Annotated in this window: 10 protein-coding genes (1 of these 10 running past the window's edge); 3 read left to right on the top strand and 7 right to left on the bottom strand. The window is 71.1% G+C overall.

The genetic code is table 11. The features are described 5' to 3' along the window. The 3 genes from QU603_RS04445 to katG form a co-directional block, all read left to right on the top strand. Nucleotides 1–7111, top strand: partial view of a hypothetical protein gene (locus tag QU603_RS04445; protein WP_308493288.1) — the final stretch only. It extends 20393 nt beyond the left edge of the window; 7111 of the gene's 27504 nt are visible here — the last part of the coding sequence; its start codon lies beyond the left edge, outside the window; the stop codon is at nt 7109–7111. Between the two features lie 74 nt (nt 7112–7185). After that, complete coding sequence (locus tag QU603_RS04450; RefSeq protein ID WP_308493289.1) at nt 7186–7626, top strand: Fur family transcriptional regulator; 441 nt, start codon at nt 7186–7188, stop codon at nt 7624–7626. Between the two features lie 73 nt (nt 7627–7699). After that, nucleotides 7700–9970, top strand: coding sequence for a catalase/peroxidase HPI (katG, locus tag QU603_RS04455; protein WP_308493290.1), 2271 nt, complete (start codon nt 7700–7702; stop codon nt 9968–9970). 121 nt (nt 9971–10091) lie between these two features. Here the strand turns inward: katG and QU603_RS04460 are convergent, their stop codons facing one another. The 7 genes from QU603_RS04460 to QU603_RS04490 form a co-directional block, all read right to left on the bottom strand. Then, nucleotides 10092–10850, bottom strand: a complete 759-nt coding sequence (locus tag QU603_RS04460; protein WP_308493291.1) for an aquaporin — start codon at nt 10848–10850, stop codon at nt 10092–10094. Between the two features lie 145 nt (nt 10851–10995). Next, entirely contained in the window at nt 10996–12183 is a 1188-nt protein-coding gene (locus QU603_RS04465) for a calcium:cation antiporter (RefSeq protein WP_308493292.1), read from the bottom strand. Between the two features lie 161 nt (nt 12184–12344). Next, nucleotides 12345–13646: a DUF58 domain-containing protein gene (locus QU603_RS04470; protein ID WP_308493293.1), complete on the bottom strand. Its 1302-nt coding sequence runs from the start codon at nt 13644–13646 to the stop codon at nt 12345–12347. 18 nt (nt 13647–13664) lie between these two features. Further along, nucleotides 13665–14681 (bottom strand): AAA family ATPase, encoded by a 1017-nt coding sequence (locus QU603_RS04475; RefSeq protein ID WP_308493294.1) that lies wholly within the window; start codon nt 14679–14681, stop codon nt 13665–13667. Further along, entirely contained in the window at nt 14678–15898 is a 1221-nt protein-coding gene (locus QU603_RS04480; protein ID WP_308493295.1) for a DUF4350 domain-containing protein, read from the bottom strand. The genes QU603_RS04475 and QU603_RS04480 overlap by 4 nt, the downstream gene beginning before the upstream one ends. Further along, nucleotides 15895–16620, bottom strand: coding sequence for a DUF4129 domain-containing protein (locus tag QU603_RS04485; RefSeq protein WP_308493296.1), 726 nt, complete (start codon nt 16618–16620; stop codon nt 15895–15897). The genes QU603_RS04480 and QU603_RS04485 overlap by 4 nt, the downstream gene beginning before the upstream one ends. Then, nucleotides 16617–17939, bottom strand: coding sequence for a DUF7847 domain-containing protein (locus tag QU603_RS04490; RefSeq protein ID WP_308493297.1), 1323 nt, complete (start codon nt 17937–17939; stop codon nt 16617–16619). Before QU603_RS04490 ends, QU603_RS04485 begins: the two co-directional genes overlap by 4 nt. Nucleotides 17940–17973: the final 34 nt, after the last annotated feature.

A 17973-nucleotide genomic window follows, 5' to 3' on the forward strand; every position in this document is an offset into this window, starting at 1 on the left:
CTCGGGTGCATACACGATTCGCCGCTATGCGGCGGCGGTGACCTTCACCCCCGACGACTGGTATCTGCCGGTCACCGTGGAGCTCGTGGCCGACACCGCGTTCGCCCTGCCCGCTGTGCGGCAAGGCGTGAAGACGTTCGCGGTGCAGCCGCACCTGCTCTCGCAGCTGGTGGGCCCGCTGTCGGTCGAGGGCGGCGTGACCGGCGCCGACCGGTCGCTGCACACCGGCATCAAGCTGCCCGGCGAGACCGACGGCCTGCTGCCGGGCATCGCCGCCCAGCCTCCCGAGAACCGTCAGATCGACATCCTGAACATCTTCGACGACTCGAGCATGCAGGACCAGAACCGGGTCCTGACCTCGACGAGCCTGACCGGCACCGGGCTGCCCCAGGGCTATACCGTCGGCGGTGCCACGGCGTTCGGCGAGCCGGCCACGGTGCCCGGCGGCATCTCGTTCGGCCGCATCAGCGTCACCGCGGGTGCCGACGGCACGGTGACCGGCATCTCGACGGATGCGGCGCTGTCCACCATCGAGGTGCTGAACATCCTGTTCGGGCAGGGCAACGACCGTCTGCTGATCACCGGAACCCTCAACGCCGCACCCGAAGACGACGGCGACCCGACAACAGATCCGAACCCGCCGGCCGCGCACGGAGTGCTCACCGTCGTGCACGGCGGCGGCAACCAGTACGTCGACGGCGTGATCGGCGGCGACACGATCATCGTCACCGGCGGCGCCGGACCCGATTCGCCACTGGTGGTCTACGGCGACACGTCGCAGGACGGCGTCTGGTATTCAGGGGCGCCCGACCGGCAGGATGCGGGAGACTTCGGCTCGCAGCCCTACGACTCCTTCCCCGGCGTCGCCGACGAAGACGAGCACTTCCTGCTGCCGTTGGCCAGCCCCTACGCGCACGCCGGCAACGATGTGATCGACGCGAGCGCCCTGTTCCGGGATGCCGCAGCCGCCGCCCTGCCCACTGTCGGGCTGATCGCCTACGGCGGCGAGGGCGACGACACGATCATCGGAAGCCAGACCGGCGACTACCTCGCCGGCGGGTCCGGGAACGACACGATCCAGGGGCAGCGCGGCCGCGATCAGATCTACGGCGACTCGGGCGTGAACGTGGACATCATCACCCGTGCGCTCACGATCGCGACCGTCAACGCCAGCGCAGCCCCGAACGCCGACGGCCTGGCCACCGGCGATGACGTGCTGCACGGCGAGGGAACAGGCAGCGCCGTTGCGGCATCCACCGCCGACGACGTCGACATCGTCTTCGGCGACCACGGCGTCGTCACGCAGGACGTCGCCGACGCCCGCACCGACCTCACCGGCCCGCCGGTGTTCGTGCGCCTGCAGACGACTGTGCGGGTGACCTCGATGCACACCGTCCGACCCGCCGACGGCGGCGCCGACGTCATCACCGGCGACATCGGCGACGATTGGATCTTCGGCGGCAACGGCACCGACACCATCGCAGGCTCCGACGGCCTCGACACCATCCTGGGCGATAACGGCTCCATCGTGCTGGTGCGCCCCGACGGGCTGATGCGTCTGGTGACCACGACCGACCCGACTGCGGGTGCCGCCGACGTCATCACCGGCGACGCGGGCAACGACCTGATCTTCGGCGGCACCGGGTCCGACACCGTGGCAGGCTCCGCCGGCAAGGACCTGGTGTTCGGCGACCACGGCCAGGTCGCCGCGACCGTCGCCTACCAGGGCGGCATCGGCATCCGGCTCGACCTGCTGCCGGTGAACCTGCCGGTGGCCCAGCACCCGTTCGTGTGGACCTCGATCGACACCGGGGCAGCCGAGGGCGGCGCGGCCGATCTGCTGCGCGGCAACGCCGGCGACGACATCGTCATCGGCGGGCAGGGCGCCGACCGCATCACCGGCGGCGACGGCGCCGACGACCTCATCGGCGGACACAACGTCGCCGGCGGCAGCGACACCGGGGACTTCATCGACGGCGGTGCCGGAGACGACGCGATCGCCGGCGACAACGCCGACCTGCTGCGCACCGGCGGCATCGCGAGCCTGCGCTTCCAGACGCTGACGGCGACCACGATCTTCGTGACCGACACCGGGTGCCCGAACATCGCGGCATCCGGCCCGTGCGGCGCGGCGCCCACCACCGGGTACGACGACCCGCGCGGTGCGCCCGCTCGCACCGTGCAGCTGTTCGACCACGACACGTCCACCGTGCCCGGGGTGTACGGCGATGACGTCATCGCCGGCGGCGCCGAAGATGACGTGATCTTCGGTCAGCTCGGCGACGACTGGATCCAGGGCGACGGGTCGGTCATCGACGACGAGGGCGCCACAACGATCGACATCCGCGTCACGCGCCGTTCGGTCGAGGACTGGGCAGGTGCCCGGCGCGACGGCGACGACTACATCGAAGGCAACGGCGGCGACGACGTGATCTTCGGCGGCCTGGGCCGCGACGACCTGGTCGGCGGCAGCTCCGACATGTTCAGCCTCACCACGCCCGAGCGTCGTCCGGACGGCTCCGACACGATCTTCGGCGGCGCCGGCACCCGCCTTGAGCGCAGCAACCTCGGCGACCTCAGCGCGAACGGCCACGCGCACGACAGCGACGTGATCCTCGGCGACAACGGTGACATCTTCCGGCTCGTCGTGCAGGGCCCTGCCGTGCTCGACGCGATGACACCGTCCACGACGTTCCTGCGGTTCGCGTACGACACCTACAGCGGCACCGATCGGCTGCTGCCGCGTGCCTACGCACTGCTGGACTACACGCCGGGATCGCCCGTCGGCATCGGCGCGGCCGACCTCGTGCACGGCGAGAGCGGCGACGACACCATCCACGGGCAGCTCGGCGACGACGTGCTGTTCGGCGAGGGCCAGGACGACGACCTGTACGGCGAATGGGGCAACGACCGCCTGTACGGCGGCAGCGGCTCTGACGGCATGCTCGGCGACGACGGCGTCATGCGCACGAGCCGCAACGGCATCGCCGAACCGCTGTACGGACTGACCACGGCCGACCAGCAGTCGTACGCGTCGATCCCCGGCCCGTTCACCGGCGCCGACCTGTACGTGAGCGGCCGCATCTTCAAGCGCGTCGACCTGACCACCTGGATCGACGGCGCCGTCGGCAACAACGACACCATGTACGGCGGACTCGGCGACGACTTCATGCACGGCGGCGAGGGCAGCGACGCCATGAGCGGTGCCGAGGCGCTGCGCGTCTTCTACAACGCCGATCTGCTGCGCGGCGCTCTGACCCGCCTGGCCACCGAGCTGCCTGTCGTCGACACCGACCCGCTGCACTATGACCCGACCACCACGAAGTTCGCCGACTACGACGCCGACGACCCCTGGGCGAAGATCCCCGGCTTCCTGCTCAACTTCGACGCGTACGTCGTCGACGAGCGCACCGGGCTGCCGATCATGGTCGACGGGCAGACGGTGAAGAGCCACGACGGCCGCGACATGATGTTCGGCGACCTGTGGCACGACTGGCTCGTCGGCGGCACTGACTGCGACTGGCTGTTCGGGGGCTGGGGCGATGACCTGCTGCAACTCGACGACAACCTCGAGACCGCGGGCGGAGCCAACACGGACCCCGAGAACGACGACCCGCGCTTCCGCGACGGCGACTTCGCCTACGGCGGCGCCGGGCGCGACGTGCTCATCGCCAACACGGCGCAGGACCGCATGTTCGACTGGTCGGGCGAGTTCAACAGCTTCGTGGTGCCGTTCAGCCCGTTCGGCACCCCGACCGTCAACCGCACGTTCAGCCCGCACGCCCGCGACTTCATCCGGGCGCTGGGCGACGCCGCCGGCGCCGACACCGGGCCCGCGATCCCCGCCGGCGAGCCGTTCGACGAGATCGCACTGGTCGAACCTGACGACGCGGCCTGGGGCGACCAGCACGGCGGACCGCGTGACCCGCAGCCGGGCAACATCCCCGGCGGCGGTCGCGACGACGTCGGCGGCCCGCACCTCGGGTGCGGCTGCGACGGCACGGGCCTCGGCGGCACACCCACCGTCAACGTCGTCAAGTACGTCAACGGCGACGACGCGAACCAGACCGGCCCGGCGCTGGCCATCGGCGCCCCCGTCACCTGGACGTACGAAGTGAGCGTCGTGGGCGCGGCATCCGCGCAGCTGACCGGCATCCACGATGACAACGGCACCGCGGGCGCCACCGGCGACGACTTCGACCCGGAATATGTCACCGGCGACACGAACGGCGACGGCTGGATCGACCCGGGCGAACTGTGGCTGTTCCGCGCCGCCGGAATCGTCCAGGCCGGCCGCTACCTGAACACCGTCACCGTCACCGCGCTCGGTGCCGACGGCACAGCCGTGGGCGACACCGATACGGCCACCTACACCGGCGTGGATGTCGATGGGGCGGCGGTGCACGTCGAAACCGCCGTGAACGCGGCCGACCCGTGGCATCCGACCGTTGCCGAAGACGCCGACCAGCCCACCGGTCCGCAGCTGACCGTGGGCAAGACCGTCGTGTTCACGTATCTGGTGAGCGCTGCGGGAGCCACGCCGATCTCCGGGGTCGTCGTCACCGACGACAACGGCACCCCCGGTCTGGCATCCGATGACTTCACGGCCGTGTTCATCGGCGGCGACACCGACGCCGACGGCCTGCTCGAGACAGGCGAGATCTGGCTGTTCCGCGCCGAGCGCGTCGTGCGCGAAGGGCAGTACACGGCGCGCGGATCGGTCGCCGGCACCGCCGGCGGCGTCGACCTCGACGATGCGGACCCGGTCAACTACCAGGGAGCGCCGGCCGGCGTGCTGGTCGTGAAGAAGGCCGTGAACGCGGCATCGCCCCTCTCTCCCACGACCGCCGACGAGGCCGACACGGCAGCAGCGGCGAAGCTGATCGCCGCCGGCGCCGCAGTCGTGTGGACCTACCGGGTGTGGAGCACAGGCGGGGCGCTGCGCGATGTCGCCGTCACCGATGACAACGGTTCGCCGGACTTCTCGGATGACGACTTCGACCCCGTGTACGTGTCGGGCGACACGAACGGCGACGGTGTGCTGGATCCCGGCGAGGTCTGGCTGTACACCTCGCTGGGCGTGATCGCATTCCCCGCCGAGCGGGGACTGTTCGGCAACACGGTCGGAGCCACCGCGCGCACCGAAGCCGGCGACGCGGTGCAGGCGTCGGACGCCGCTTACGGATTCGGCACGGTGATCACACCCCACGTCAGCAAGACCGTGAACGGTGTGGCCGCGCCCGCGGCGCCCGGGCCGACCGTTCCCGCCGGAATGACGCTGATCTGGCGTTACCAGGTGACCAACACCGGCAACATCGGCGGCGTCGTCGCTCTGTGGGACGACAACGGCACGCCGGGCGACGTCAGTGACGACTTCGGGCCCGTCTACGTCTCGGGCGACACCGACGGCGACGGCCTGCTCGACCCCGGCGAGACGTGGCTGTACACGGCACAGGGAGTCGCTCCGCTGGGCGCCTACGCCAACGTCGCCACCGCCACTGTCACACTGGCAGCGACCGGGCAGAGCGGAACGGCCACCGCCATCGCGCACGTGTTCGGCATCGCGGTGCCGCCCACCGGTCTCACCGTCGACAAGCGCGCGAACGGCGTCGCCGGCACGACCCTGCAGGTCAAGGCCGGCTCGACCGTCGCCTGGACGGTCGCGGTCCGCCTGATCGACGGCTCGCTGCCGCTGCAGGGCACGATCGTGATCGACGACCTCGGCACGGCCGACACCGGCGATGACGTCGTGCTGAGCCTGACCGGGGGAGACACGGACGGCGACGGGGTGCTCGACCCCGGCGAGACGTGGCTGTTCTCGTATTCGCTGCCCGCCGCAGCGGGGCTCGTGTGCAACACTGCCGCCGCCGGGGCGCACGACCAGTACGGCCGCGCGTTCGTCGCGCAGGACTCGGCGTGCGTGTTCGGCTCTGCCCCCGGCATCCGCATCAAGAAGGCCGTGAACGCAGCCGACCCGTGGCACCCGACGGGCATCGACGACGCCGACGGTGCCGGAAAGCAGTTCCTGACCGGCACGCGCATGGTCTACACGTACCTGGTGACCAACACCGGCAACGTCGCGCTGACCCTCGGAGCGTTCGCCGACGACAACGGCACAGCGTCCGATGCATCCGACGACTTCACGCCCCGGTACGTCGGCGGCGACACGGACGGCGACGGCCTGCTGGATGTCGGTGAGATCTGGCTGTTCACCTCGGACGGGGTGATCACCCGCATCGCACGCACCGCCGGGGTCACCAACGTCGTGCGGATCACCGCCACCGCGACCGACCCCGCGCTGAGCGTGTCGTCCTCCGATTCCGCAACCTACCGCGTGTCGGCGACCGCCGAAGGGCTCACACCCGGCTTCTGGAAGAACAACGCCCTGTCGTGGGATGCCGCAGCCTGGCCGCGAAACCCCGATGGCACGCTCGTCTACCGCCCCGATCAGACCGTCGGCAGCGTGTTCGGTGCGGCGACCGGAGCAGTGGCGTCGATGACCCTGCTGGATGCGCTGAGCGCCGGCGGCGGGGGAGTGAACGCGATGCTGCGCGCGGCGGTGGCGGCCCTGCTCGGGTCCGCCCACCCGGACGTGGCCTACCCGCTGACCGTCGCGGGTCTGATCGACGCAGTGAACGCCGCGCTGGCCGACGGCGGCAAGAAGACGATGTCGTCGCTGCAGGCCGTGCTCGACTACGACAACAACCGCGAAGCCGACGTCGACCAGCACGGCATCGCGACGGGTGCGGTGACGACGACCACGACGGCGACCGGGGTGACGACGACCGGGGCGTCGGAAGTCGGAGCGTCGGGTGGCGATTCGGCCGAGGCGACGGTGCCGGCAGGGTCGACCGCATTGTCGAGTGCAGCATTCGCCTGGGCTCCGTCCGACGCGACGGTCGCGTATGTCGGAGGACAGCGTGACGGGGCCGATTCGGCATCCGCAGGTGCGGCCGACAGCGGCGATTCGACCGCCGTGACCGATTCGACGGTCGTGATCGCCTCGGGCGGGGACCTCGGCCTGCCGCCCGCCGGCTCCTCGAGCCTTGCGTTGCGCCTCCTCGCGCTGCTGGTGGGCGCGGATCCGAACGATCTCGTCCTCGCGGGCTGATCGCACCGCCCGGCGCCTCCCGCCGCCCCCGACGATTCTTTTGCTTTACTCAAAAGAAAGCATAGGCTGAGGTCATGCACGCGCACACCGCCGGGACCGAAGACGCCGGGACGGTCATCCGTGCTGCGGGACTGCGCCTGACCGATCCGCGGGCTGCCGTGCTGGACGCGCTGCGCGACCACCCGCACGCCAGCGCCGACCAGGTTCTCGCCGAGGTCGCGCCGAAGCTGCAGCATCCGAGCGTGCAGTCCGTGTACAACGCGCTCAATGATTTCGTGGCCGCGGGGCTCGCCCGCCGCATCGAGCCGGCCGGGCATCCGCAGCTGTTCGAACTGCGGGTCGGCGACAATCACCACCATCTCGTGTGCACCACGTGCGGCAGCGTGCGCGATGTCGACTGCGTCGTCGGCGAAGCGCCGTGTCTGACGCCGTCCGACCCGCGCGGCTTCCTGATCGACGAGGCCGAAGTCACGTTCTGGGGCACGTGCGCCGCGTGCGCCGCCGGCGTCGCCTGATCCTCACGCAGCCGGGCATCGCCCTGCCACAGCGCTGTCTGCCGACCATCGAAGCCGAAAGAGAAAGGGAACAATGACCGACTACGTCATCGCCGAGAACGAGGGCATCATCGACGCTCCGACCGCTCACGAAGAGGCCGCCGCCGAAGCCTCAGCCGGCGCTTGCCCGGTCGTGCACACCGGCCCGAGCCGGGTCGGTGGATCGTCTGCGCGCAACTGGTGGCCCAACCGGCTGAACCTGCGCGTTCTGGCGAAGAATCCGCCGGCGACCAACCCGCTGGGAGCCGAGTTCGACTACAAGAAGGCGTTCGAGACAGTGGATCTCGACGAGCTGCGCGCCGACATCGTCGAGGTGCTGACCACACCACAGGACTGGTGGCCCGCCGACTTCGACAACTACGGACCTGCCGTCGTGCGCATGGCCTGGCACAGCGCCGGCACCTACCGGGTCACCGACGGCCGCGGCGGTGGCAACACCGGGCAGCAGCGGTTCGCCCCGCTGAACAGCTGGCCCGACAACGCGGGACTCGACAAGCCGCGTCGCATCCTCTGGCCGGTCAAGAAGAAGTGGGGCCGGCGCGTCTCGTGGGCCGACCTGATGATCTTCGCCGGCAACGTCGCGATGGAGCAGATGGGGTTCACGACATTCGGGTTCGCCGGTGGGCGAGTGGATGCCTGGGAGCCCGACGACGACGTCTACTGGGGCTCGGAGTCCACGTGGCTCGGCGACGAGAAGCGCTACGAGCCGGGTGAGAAGCGAGACCTGGAGAACCCCCTCGCGGCCGTGCAGATGGGCCTGATCTACGTCAACCCAGAGGGCATCGGCGGCGACCCCGACCCGATCGCGCTGGCCGGCGACATCCGCGAGACGTTCGCGCGCATGGCCATGAACGATGAAGAGACCGTTGCGCTGATCGCCGGCGGACACACGTTCGGCAAGACGCACGGTGCGGGCTCCGCCGACCTGGTCGGCCCCGGCCCCGAAGACGCCCCGATGGAGCAGATGGGCCTGGGCTGGAAGAACTCCTTCGGCACCGGCAAGGGCGACGATCAGACCGCCAGCGGCATCGAGGTCACCTGGACCTACCACCCGACGCGCTGGGATGACGAGTACTTCCACATCCTGTTCGGCTACGAGTGGGAGCTCATGGAGAGCCCCGCCGGGGCCATGCAGTGGCGGCCGAAGAACGGCGGCGGCGCCGACATGGTGCCGATGGCGCACGACCCGAGCACGCGTCGCGAGCCCCGCATGCTCACCAGCGACCTGTCGCTGCGCTTCGACCCGATCTACGGTCCGATCTCGGCGAGGTTCCGCGACGACCCCGAGGCGTTCGCCGACGCGTATGCCCGCGCCTGGTTCAAGCTCACGCACCGTGACATGGGGCCGTCCTCGCGCTATCTCGGAAAGCTCGCACCCACCGAAGAGCTGCTCTGGCAGGACCCGGTACCCGCCGTCGACCACGAGCTGATCGACGACGCGGATGCCGCCGCCCTCAAGCGGCAGATCCTCGACTCGGGGCTGACGATCTCGGAGCTGGTGTCCACCGCGTGGGCTTCGGCCGCGTCGTTCCGCAACAGCGACAAGCGCGGTGGCGCCAACGGCGCCCGGCTGGCGCTGGCGCCGCAGAACGGCTGGGAGGTCAACAACCCGGCCCGCAGCGCGAAGGTCATCGACGTTCTGCGCGGCATCAAGGACGGGTTCGAGGCATCCGGCGCACGCGTGTCGCTGGCCGACCTGATCGTGCTCGCCGGCAATGCGGGTGTCGAGAAGGCTGCGAAGGATGCCGGACACGACGTGGTCGTTCCCTTCCGGGCGGGTCGTACCGATGCCACGCAGGAGAAGACCGACGTCGCGTCGTTCGCCTACCTCGAGCCGATCGCCGACGGGTTCCGCAACTACGTCGGCCCGCTGGCCACGTCTGCAGAACTGCCGGCCGAGCACCTGCTGGTCGACAAGGCGAGCCTGCTGAACCTGACCGCGCCCGAGATGACGGTGCTGATCGGGGGCCTGCGCGTGCTGGAGACCAACTGGGACGGCTCGACGTACGGAGTGTTCACCGACCGCCCCGGTCAGCTCACGAACGACTTCTTCGTGAACGTGCTCGACATGGCCTACGAGTGGAAGCCGCTGGATCCGGGCTCGCACGCGTTCCAGGCCACGAACCTGGGCGACGGCGAGAAGAAGTGGGTGGGCACGCGCGCCGACCTCGTGTTCGGCTCGAACTCCGAGCTGCGCGCGGTCGCCGAGGTGTATGCGGCCGACGATGCGGGCGAGAAGTTCGTCGCCGACTTCGTCGCCGCCTGGACCAAGGTGCTCGAGCTCGACCGGTTCGACCTGGTCTGAGCCAGACACGCGGCGAAGCGCCGCACCGTCGCCGAAAGTACGTCTGGCGGACGAGAGCGTGGGGAAAACCCATGCCCTCGTCCGCCAGTTGTTCTCTCGCGGCCGGTGTGGTGGTGCTCGCTCAGAGCGCCTTCGGCTCGGGGAACAGGGCCTTGTGCAGGATGCCGGCCAGCGCGCCGCCGATCAGCGGGAACACGATGAACGCCCACACCTGTGAGATGGCGCCGACTCCGCCGTAGATGGCCGTCGCGATCGAGCGGGCGGGGTTCAGCGAGCCGTTGTCGATCGGGATGGCCACGAGCAGGCCCAGCGTCAGGGCCAGACCGATCGCGATGCCGGCGAACCCGGCCGGCGCACGGGTGCTGGTGGAACCTGCCACGACCATCACGAAGATGCAGGTCAGGACGATCTCGGCGACGATCGTGCCGCCCAGGCCGAACCCGGCAGGTGACTGGTCGGCGAAACCGTTGCTGGCGAACCCGCCCCTCTGCGCGGTGCTGAGCCACCCCGAAGGCCCGAACAGCCCCACGAGCACCAGCAGCGTCGAGGCGACGATGCCGCCGACGACCTGCCCGGCCCAGTAGCCGACGGCCTCTTTCCACGTCAGTCGGCCGGCGATGGTCAGTCCCAGCGTGATCGCGGGGTTGAAGTGACCACCCGAGATGGGGCCCCACGCGTAGATGCCGATCACGACGGTCAGTCCGAACGCGAGGGCGACCCCCAGGTAACCCACTCCCATGGGCGAGCCTGCCGGTCCCACGGCCGCATCGGCGGCGAACAGTGCGGTACCGACTCCGCCGAAGACCAGGACCAGGGTCCCGATCGCTTCGGCGACCACGCGCGTGACCAGCGGTGGTGCCTCGGGGGAGGAGTTCGACATGTGGGGTCTCCTTTCGCAGATGACGCGAGGCTATCGGCTGGCGCCGTGCCTCACCCCAGTGCGACACGGCAAATGCACAGAGTCGGCCGTGCCGGATCGTCGCGGGCACGCGACGACGTCACGGATATGCCGGCTACGGCATCCATCACGCGAACAGCGTGAGTACGAACATCGCGAACAGCACGAGGTGGGCCGAGCCGTGGACGGCCGTCACCCGCCGCCCCGAGAACGTCGCGATCGAGAGCACCAGTGAGGCTGTCAGCAGCAGCGCCGTGACCGGATCGAGCGCGAACACCGGGTGCGCACCGGTGAGAAGGCCCACCATCAGCACCGCCGGAATCGTCAGGCCGACCGTCGAGACCAGCGCGCCGTGGCACAGGTTGATCACTCGTTGGATCTCACCTCGGTGCGCCGCGCGCACAGCGGTGACCGACTCGGGCAGGAAGACGATCGCCGCGATGATCACACCCGACAGCGTCGGCGGGGCCTGCAGCCGGGCGAAGCCGTCGTCGAGCAGCGCAGCCAGGTTGTGCGAGAGCAGGACGATCGGCGCCATCGTCGCCGCCAGGACCGCCGTGCGGGCGATGAGCTCGGTGCGGTGCGTCCGCGGCGACGGTGTGGAACGTCCGGCGGTGCCGCGTGCCGCCTGGCCTTCGGGCGACCGCATGCCGGCATGGGCATATGCGATCTCGACGTAGTCGCCGGCCTGTGCGCCGATCTGCCGCCACAGGAAGAATCCGTATGACGCGAGGGTCAGGACGATGACGACGACCGCCGCCACGGGGGTGAACGTGCCGCCGGCGCCCGCAAGGGTGGGCAGGCCGAACACGAGGGCGAGGAGGGCCACGAGCATCCCGAGATACGTCGAGGTGCCCGTGCGGTTGTGGCGCAGCCCGCCGTGGCGCAGGCCGCCCGCCACCAACGCGACACCGATCACGAGATTGAGGATGATCATCGACACGGCCAGCACCGAATCGCGCGCGATCGTCGCGTGCTCGCCCGGCCCGAGCATGATCGCGACGATCAGCACGACCTCGATCAGCACGATCGAGAGGGTGAGCACGAGGGTGCCCCAGGGGTCGCCCAGACGCTCGGCGAGGCGTTCGGCCTGCTGCACGACGCCCAGTGCGCACACCACGACGACGCCGATCGTCGCGACCAGCACGGCGATGAGCACCGGTGTCGACGCGGCGTCGTGCAGCAGCGGTGCGGCGGCGGCGAGCAGACCGGCCGCGAGCCATCCGAGGGCGACGCGCGCGAGCGCTCCCGGGGTGAGTATCGCCCGGAGCGCCGTGGGCGCGGACGTGGGACCGGTGGGGACGTGGGCGTTCATCGCGGGACCTGTCTTCGGGGTCGTCCCCGTCGGCATCTCGCGGCGCCGGGTCGTCCCGGTCGTCGGCGTGCATCGTGCGCTGCGGGCCACGATAGCAACCGTGTCTGGGCGCTGCCCGGGCAGCAGCCGGACTGGGCGCCGCCTCAGGCGGCCGCCGCACGCTACAGGCGTCCGGCCGCTTTCAATGCGAGGTAACGGTCGGCCAGCCGCGGGGGCAGGTCGTCGGCTCCCGCGGCCAGGGCCTCAGCCCCCGCCCGATTCACAGCCTGGGTGACCAGGTCGGCGTCGGCGATGGTCTGCTCGGTCGCGGCGGCGCGGTAGATCTCGCCGACCGTCGCGCGCGCGGCGACCCGCACGGCAAGGCCCGTGTCGGTCACCGTCCCCACGAGCACCCGGGTCGAAGCGGCCAGCGACGGCAGCGACCCGAGAAATCCACGGGCGGCGGCAGGGTCGTCCTGCGCGGTCAGCAGCACCACCAGCGAGGGCCGCACGGTCAGCGACCGCACCTGCGCGAACGTCGCATCCCAGTCGGTGTCGATGAGGCTCGGCTCGACCGCGGCCATGGCGTCCACGAGCGCCGGCAGCAGCGCATCGCCGTCCACGCCCGAGACGCGTGCGCGCACCGCGCGGTCGAACATCAGCAGGTGCACGTGATCGCCCGCCTCGGCCGCCAGGGCCGCCAGCAGCAGAGCCGCTTCCATCTCGGCGTCCAGTCGCACGCCGTCGTCCACGCGCGCGGCAGAGGTGCGCCCGGTGTCGATGACGATCACGACGTGGCGGTCGCGCTCGGGTCGCCACGTGCGCAGCATCGTGGTGCCGGCCCGGGCTGTGGCCCGCCAGTCGATCGAGCGCACATCGTCGCCGCGCACGTACGGGCGCAGGCTGTCGAATTCGGTTCCCTGCCCGCGGATGAGCACGCTGGTGGCCCCGTCCAGCTCGCGCAGCCGCGCCAGGCGCGAGGGCAGGTGCCGGCGCGCGGTGAACGGGGGAAGCACGCGCACGGCCCCGCGCACCGCGATCCGCCCCTGTCGGCCGGCGAGACCCAGAGGCCCCGCGCTGCGGATCACGACGAACTCACTGACCAGTTCTCCCCGCCGTCGCGGACGCAGCGGCACCTCGAAGCTCTGCGGCTGGTCCGGTTGCAGCCGCAGCAGAAGGCGGGATGCCGGAGCCCCCGCCGTCGGCTGCCACCCGTCGCGCATCCACCCGCGCAGCCGGCGCGGGCTGCGCGCGGCCACCGTCGTGATCACCGTGCTGTGCAGCAGCGCACGTCGCGGCACGTCGCGCTGCACGCGCACTGCGCGCGGCGATGCGGCGGAGGCGGCATCCACCCCTGCCAGCACTGCGCACAGCACGATCCAGCCGCCCGCGGTGATCCAGGCGTCCACGCCGGCGACGGCGAGCACGACCACCGGGATCACCCCGAGGGCGACCAGCAGGGGAAAGCGGCCGGTGAGATACATGTGCGAGTGGGCGGCTTTCTAGATCGGCACTCGGGTCTGCTGCAGCACGGAGGTCAGCACGGCATCCACCGAGACGCCTTCCAAAAGTGCGTCCGGCCGCAGGCGGATGCGGTGGCGCCACGTGGGCACGAGCATCGCCTGCACGTGGTCGGGAGTGATCGCCGGATATCCGCCCAGCCACGCCCACGCCTTGGCCGCAGCCAGCAGGGCGGCCGCTGCGCGGGGGCTGACGCCCAGCTGCACCGACGGGCTCTGGCGGGTGGCCCGGGCGAGATCGACGATGTAGCCGAGCACGTCGTCGGTGACGGCGACCGATGCGGCCGCCCGGCGCGCGGCGCGCAGCTGCTCGGCGTCGGCCACGGCGTGCACCTCGCTGAGCGTCTGCGGGTCGAAGCCTGCCGCGTGGCGGCGCAGCACGTCCAGCTCGGCCTCGCGCTCGGGCACGGTGATGACGAGCTTGAGCAGGAAGCGGTCCAGCTGCGCCTCCGGCAGCGGGTAGGTGCCCTCGTGTTCGATGGGGTTCTGCGTGGCGGCGACGAGGAACGGGTCGGGCAGGGCCCGGGTCACGCCGTCGGCGGTGACCTGGTGCTCCTGCATCGCCTCCAGCAGCGCCGCCTGGGTCTTCGGCGGCGTGCGGTTGATCTCGTCGGCCAGCACGATGTTCGTGAAGATCGGCCCCTCCCGGAACTCGAACTCGGCGGTGCGGGCGTCGTAGACCAGCGAGCCCGACACGTCGCCGGGCATGAGGTCCGGGGTGAACTGGATGCGCTTGGTGTCCAGGCCGAGCGCCCGGCTGAATGCGCGCACCAGCAGGGTCTTCGCCACCCCCGGCACACCTTCCAGCAGCACGTGGCCGCCGGCAAGCAGCGCGATGAGCAGTCCCGTGATCGCGCCGTCCTGACCCACCACCGCGTGGCCGACCTGCAGACGCACCTGGTGCAGTGCGTCGCGCAGCGCCGCGTGGTCGGGTTCGGCCCCGGGGGCTGGGTGCCCGGCGAACCCGTCGGGATCGGAAACGGAGGTCGGGTCGGTCATGAAGGGGTCCTCCCGGTGTCGGTGGATGAGGAGTCGGGGCGCAGTGCCGCCTGCGCGGCACGTTCGAGCGCGCCCAGCCGGTCGCTGAGATCGAGCAGATCGCGTTCGGTGTGCGGCACGTCGTCGATCAGGATGGCGCGCACCTGGATCCGCGGCATCCCGAGCAGGTCCGCAACGGCGTCGGAGACGGCACCGGCGTCGGTGGTGCGGCCCAGCCCGTGCGCCCGCGCGAGGCGCACCAGGGCGCCCGCTCGCAATCGACCGGCCACGTGCGCGACGTCGCGCGAGCGCGCGTACAGGCGTGCGCGGCCGTCGGTGGTCTCGATCGCGCGGACGGTCACCGGCAGGTTCTCGGCCACGAGCGGCCCGAAACGCCGGCCCCGCCAGATCGCGGCGGCGATGCCGGCCACCAGCAGCAGGACGATCACCGGCGAGACCCATGACGGGGTCAGCTCGCCCAGGGTCGGCGGTTGGATGCCCGGGTCTGCGTTGCGCGGCACGAACCAGATCAGCGTGTCGTGCGCGCCCAGAAGGTTGACCGCCAGCGCGGCGTTGCCGTTCTGCGTGAGCGTGGCGTTGGTGAACAGCTCGGATCCGTCGATCGCGGTGATGCGCGAACCGGCCAGCGTGCGTTGCAGCAGGGCGACGTCCTGGCCCGAGCGGTAGCAGGTCTGCACATCCGGCTGCGCGCTGAGGGTGTACAGCGTGGCCGGCAGGATCGCTCCGGCGCGCACGGCGGCATCCACCGCGCACTGCGGGGCGACGGGTGCGTCGGCACCGAATCCTGCGGGCCTCGCATCGAACGTCAGACGCATGCCGCGGGCGAGCGGCTGCATGATGACGACGTCCTCGGCGGCGCCGCTCAACGAGCTGAAATGCTTGTCGGTCAGCAGCGGACTGTCGGGCAGCACGAGCGTCGCGTGGGCGTGCTGCCCGCCTCTGCGCCCCGCCTCGGCGAGCGCCCTGTCGACCTCGTCGCCCGTGCGCGCCACCTCGACGTGCACGCCGTGCGTGCTCAGCACGTGGGCCAGGGCCCGGGCGCCGTTCGCGCCGGTGGAGTCCGGGTCGAGCAGGTCGTGCTTGTTCCATTGCACGAGCCCGGCGATCACGGCGGCGGCGATCCCGCCGACCACGATCACGACGGCAATCACGACCCAGGCACCGGCGCGCCGACGGCGGCCGGGGGCGACGGTGGCGGCCGCTTCGATGACCGTCACTCGGCCGCTCCGTGTGAACGGGAGCCCGAGGATGAACTGCGCCCGGCACCCACCCGCTCGCGGGCGTGCGGTGCGGGCTCGCCATCCAGGGGCCGGTCGGCCCGCACGCCGTCGTCGGCGCGGGCCACGGTCGCATACAGGTCTGCGGTGCCGGGGCGGCGCAGATACCGGACGTCGTCGAACGCGTCGGCTGCGGCATCCACTGCGCCGGCGTGGGCGGGGAACACGCGGCCGGCGGCCCGCGCGAAGGAGTGCGTGGTCGCGCCCGGCGTCAGATCGACCGCTCCCCGTTCGACGGTGCCGCGAGCCAGAGCGCGGAAGCGCAGGATGACCGCCTCGCTCCAGTCCTGCGCGTCGGCGGCCGCAGCCGCGGTGCGCCGCAGTTCGGCAGCCGAACGCGTCTCGACGTCGCCGAACAGCTGCGACTGGCCGGCCGCGGTGCGCCGTGACAGGCGCGAGCGGCCCGAGAGCACCACCGCGACCACGATGAGGGCGATGAGCACGACGGCCACCCCCACCGCGAGCCACACGGCCCACACGCCGTCGGCGCTGCCGCTGAACAGGCTCGCGAAGAAGTCCTGCACGGCGCGGGCCATGCGGTCGATGGGCGTGGGGTGGGCGGCCGCATACGCCGGGTCGCTCAGTTCGTGCTGCGCCCACTGGCGTGCCTGTTCGGCATCGGGGGTCAGGGGAGGCGCGTCATCGGCGAGCAGGACGATCACGGCCGCTCCGCGTCATCGGAGGACGTACCCGGCGCGGTCCATTGGGTGGCCGTCGGGGCGCGGTCGGCGCCGGGCCCGGGATCGGCGGTCGGAGGCGATGCAGGCTCCCCGTCGCGAGTGTCGGGATGCCGCGGCTCGGCCGCCTGCGGTGCGGGCGACTGTCCATACGGTGCCTGCCCGTACGGTGCCCGTCCGTACGGTGCCTGTCCGTAGGGCGCCTGCTGCGGGTACCCGGCCGGCGCCGGCGCGTACTGCACGGGATACGCCGGTGGGCGCACGAGCGTCCGCCCGATGTGCTGCGTGTACGGGTCGGGCAGCGCGGTCGCCCCGGCGTCGCGTCGTTCGACGTACTGCAGCAGGTCGAGGTCGAGGCCCTCGTGTCGCATCCGGGCATCGATGTACAGCAGCGAGGTCGCGGTGGCCTGCACCACCGCGGCCACCGATGAGATCAGCAGACTGATGATCTGGGGCAGGGCGATCGCGACGATCAACGTGATGACCGAGGTCGTCTCGGGGTCGCCGGTGGGGGCGATCAGCGACCCGATGAGCCCGCCGAACAGCGAGAACGGGATCGCGACGATCTGGGCCACGACGCCGAAGATCACCTGGATCAGCACGATCACGCCCAGGATCGGCCAGAAGCGGGTGCGTGTCAGTCGCCACGAGCGCGCGATCGCGGTGCGGATGGTGCCGTGCTCGAGGATGATGACCGCCGGTGCCAGTTGCAGCTTGGTCGACAGCCACAGCACGATCGGGATCGCCGCGAGCACCGCCAGGATCGTCAGCACGATGCCGATGATCGGTGCCATCGTGGCCACGGCGATGACGATCCCGGTGACGGCGGCGACCGCGGCCAGCAGTGCGATGGCCACCAGCAGCGCATATCCGACCAGGCGCCACGCGACCGGCCGCACCTGCTGCCAGAGCCCGCGCAGCCGCAGGCGCTCGGCGACCACGGCGTGGGCGACCTCGGTGAGCACGACCCCCTGCACGATGATGCTCAGCGCCGCGGCGACCAGGCCCAGAGCGAACGAGACGACGGCGATGATCGCGATCGACCCGGCCTGGATCTGCCTGTAGGCCTCGGTGTTCTGCGGCACATTGTCCAGTCGCGACAGCGACCAGAACGTCACCGCGCCCACGACCGCGGCGATCACCAGAAACCCCACGACCTGCACGACCATCGCGAAGCCGAGCAGCACGCGCGGGTTCTGGCGCAGCGCGGCGAACGAGCGCCCCAGAACGGTGCCGAACGAAAGCGGGTGAAGCGGGATGATACCCGGGCGCGGTGCGGGCGTCCAAGAGGGATAGGCGGTCACGAAGCCTCCTCGCGCGGGACGGTTCCATTCTCTA

The organism is Microbacterium terrisoli, from assembly GCF_030866805.1.
GTDB lineage: Bacteria > Actinomycetota > Actinomycetes > Actinomycetales > Microbacteriaceae > Microbacterium > Microbacterium terrisoli.